Origin of the sequence: Streptomyces sp. SID9727, assembly GCF_010550605.1 — a bacterium.
GTDB lineage: Bacteria > Actinomycetota > Actinomycetes > Streptomycetales > Streptomycetaceae > Streptomyces.
This window is the reverse complement of the sequence record NZ_JAAGNI010000199.1, coordinates 1-2,904: the sequence shown is the minus strand read 5'-3', so window position 1 is coordinate 2,904 and position 2,904 is coordinate 1. Positions and strand designations below refer to the sequence as shown.

Here is a 2,904-nt window from a genome sequence, read left to right as displayed (position 1 = left end):
CTGGGAGCGGGCGTTGGTCCGGGTGCCGCCCGGGAGCGGGGCGGCGTTGGCCGCGGCGTTGCGCGCCGCGCGCGTGGCGCGTGGCGGGGGTGCGGTGCGGGTGCGGGTGGATCCGGTGGACATCGGCTGAGGGTGTGTCCTCAAGCGCCGGACGGGCTGGGTTCGTGCGGGCGGGCGCTTGGCTGCGGGCGCGTCCCGGCCGGGGTTTTGTCCTCAAGCGCCGGACGGGCTGGGATGTGCCGGACCGGGCTGGGTGCTGCGCGGGCGCGGTTGGCGCGTGAGCGGTCGGTGCGGGAGTGGGCCGACCCCTCGCGTGTGCGAGGGGTCGGCCCACTCAGCCTCGGGTCAGCCGTTGCGGGGCCCCGGGAACGGGTTGGGGCGGTCCGACGGGGGTTGCGGGGTGCGGGCGGCGGGGACCGCGGGGGTGCGTTGGGGGACGACCACCTCCGCGGACTCGGGCGCCGTGGGCTGCGGGGTCGTGCGCCGTGACCCGTAGCGGCGGTGGACGGCCTGCTTGGTGACCCCGAGGGCGGAGCCCACCGCGTCCCAGGAGAAGCCCAGTGAGCGGTCGAAGTCCACGGCCGCGGTGACCAGGGTCTCGACGCTGTCCCGCAGTTCCTGGGCCAGTCTCACCGTCGGGGCCGGGGCCCTGCCGTAGACGACGAAGCCCGCGGACGGGCCGGTGCGGCGCGGACGGTAGACGTTGCCCAGCTGAGCGGTGAGCGTGCGCAGTGCGTCCACCTGCCGCCGGACCCGCTCGATGTCCCGCACCAGGAGATGCAGGCTGGCCCGCGCTTGGGCGTCGTGGGTTGCGTGGTCGGCCATGAAGAAGCCTCTCGAACCGGCGTTGAAAGGGATCGGGCCGCACCAGGGCGGCTCGCTTCGGTCAATCTCTCTTGACCAACGCCGCACCCGGGGATCTGGTCACGCTCAGGGGGCGTATGCACCCCTGCGAGGGGCGCGCGAGCGCGCGTACGCCCCCCGGCCCGCCGCCCCATAGACTTGTGCGTTGCTCGTCACCGTAACGTTTCGGCCTGAGAGTCCGGCCTGAGAGGCAGTCAGCCACCCATGAAGCTCGTCTTCGCAGGCACCCCCGAGGTAGCCGTCCCCGCACTCGACGCCCTGATCGCCTCCGGCCGTCACGAGGTGGCCGCCGTCGTCACCCGGCCCGATGCCCCCGCGGGGCGTGGCCGGCGGCTGGTGGCCAGCCCGGTCGCCGAGCGCGCCGAGGAGGCCGGCATCGAGGTGCTGAAGCCCGCCAGGCCCCGGGACGAGGACTTCCTCGCGCGGCTGCGGGAGATCGCGCCGGACTGCTGCCCGGTCGTCGCGTACGGGGCGCTGCTGCCCAAGGCGGCACTCGACATCCCGGCGAAGGGCTGGGTCAACCTGCACTTCTCGCTGCTGCCCGCCTGGCGCGGCGCGGCCCCGGTGCAGCACGCGGTGATGTCCGGTGACGAGGTGACGGGGGCGTCCACCTTCCTGATCGAGGAGGGGCTCGACTCCGGGCCCGTCTACGGCGTGCTGACCGAGGAGGTCCGCCCGACCGACACCAGCGGCGACCTGCTGACCCGGCTGGCGTTCGCCGGGTCCGGGCTGCTCGCCGCGACCATGGACGGCATCGAGGACGGCACCCTGCACGCCGTGGAGCAGCCCGCCGACGGGGTCACCCTCGCGCCGAAGATCACCGTCGAGGACGCCCAGGTCCAGTGGTCCGCGCCCGCCCTGCGCGTCGACCGGGTCATCCGCGCCTGCACCCCCGCCCCCGGCGCCTGGACGCTGTTCCGGGGCGAGCGCCTGAAGCTCGTCCAGGCCGCCCCCGCCGTCGACCGGTCCGAGCTGGCCCCCGGTGAGCTGTCGGTGGGCAAGAACAACGTGTTCGTCGGCACCGGGTCGCACGCGGTCGAGCTGCTGTGGGTGCAGCCGCAGGGCAAGAAGCCGATGCGCGCCGCCGACTGGGCGCGCGGGGTGCGCATCGTCCCCGGCGAGCTGGTCGGGAGCTGAGACCCCCGGGGCGGGGACGTAGGCTGGGAGGGTTCGTCCTCTCGATCCTCAGCGGAGCACCTTTCACGTGAACGACCAGCCGCGTCGCCGTCCCGCCAAGCCCCACCGCCGCCCCAAGAAGGACCCGGTGCGCTTCCTCGCCTTCGAGGTCCTGCGGGCCGTCGACGAGCGCGACGCGTACGCGAACCTCGTCCTGCCGCCGCTGCTGAAGAAGGCCAGGGCCCAGGGCGACTTCGACCACCGCGACGCCGCCCTGGCGACCGAGCTGGTCTACGGCACGCTGCGCCGCCAGGGTACGTACGACGCGATCGTCGCCGCGTGCATCGACCGGCCGCTGCGCGAGGTGGACCCGCCGGTCCTGGACGTGCTGAACATGGGCGTGCACCAGCTCCTCGGCACCCGCATCCCGACCCACGCGGCGGTCTCGGCCAGCGTGGAGCTGGCCCGGGTGGTGCTGGGGGAGGGGCGCGCCAAGTTCGTCAACGCCGTCCTGCGCAAGGTGTCCGCCGACGACCTCGACGGCTGGGTCGCCAAGGTGGCCCCGGCCTACGAGGACGACGCCGAGGACCACCTCGCGGTCGTCCACTCGCACCCGCGCTGGGTCGTCTCCGCTCTCTGGGACGCCCTCGGCGGCGGCCGCGCCGGGATCGAGGACCTGCTCGACGCGGACAACGAGCGGCCCGAGGTCACCCTCGTCGCCCGCCCCGGCCGCTCCACCACCGCCGAACTCACCGAGGAGCTGGGCGAGGACAGCGCGCTGCCCGGCCGCTGGTCGCCCTACGCCGTGCGGATGGCCGAGGGCGGCGAGCCCGGCGCCCTGACCGCCGTGCGCGAGGGCCGGGCCGGGGTGCAGGACGAGGGCAGCCAGCTCGTCGCCGCCGCTCTCGCCGCCGCCCCGGTGGA

At 74.9% G+C, this 2,904-nt stretch carries 3 protein-coding genes; 2 read left to right on the top strand and 1 reads right to left on the bottom strand.

Annotated features, from left to right (window positions below):
* Nucleotides 1-345 precede the first annotated feature (345 nt).
* Nucleotides 346-825, bottom strand: coding sequence for a hypothetical protein (locus G3I41_RS13425; RefSeq protein ID WP_164400444.1), 480 nt, complete (start codon nucleotides 823-825; stop codon nucleotides 346-348).
* A 243-nt stretch (nucleotides 826-1,068) separates the two neighbouring features.
* Here G3I41_RS13425 and fmt point away from each other — a divergent pair, with 243 nt between their 5' ends.
* Nucleotides 1,069-2,001 carry a methionyl-tRNA formyltransferase gene (gene fmt / locus G3I41_RS13420; RefSeq protein WP_164400443.1) on the top strand — a complete coding sequence of 311 codons (933 nt, stop codon included), beginning with the start codon at nucleotides 1,069-1,071 and terminating at the stop codon, nucleotides 1,999-2,001.
* A gap of 67 nt (nucleotides 2,002-2,068) precedes the next feature.
* Nucleotides 2,069-2,904: transcription antitermination factor NusB (locus tag G3I41_RS13415; RefSeq protein ID WP_343242115.1), on the top strand; the 836-nt coding region annotated here is incomplete at its 3' end.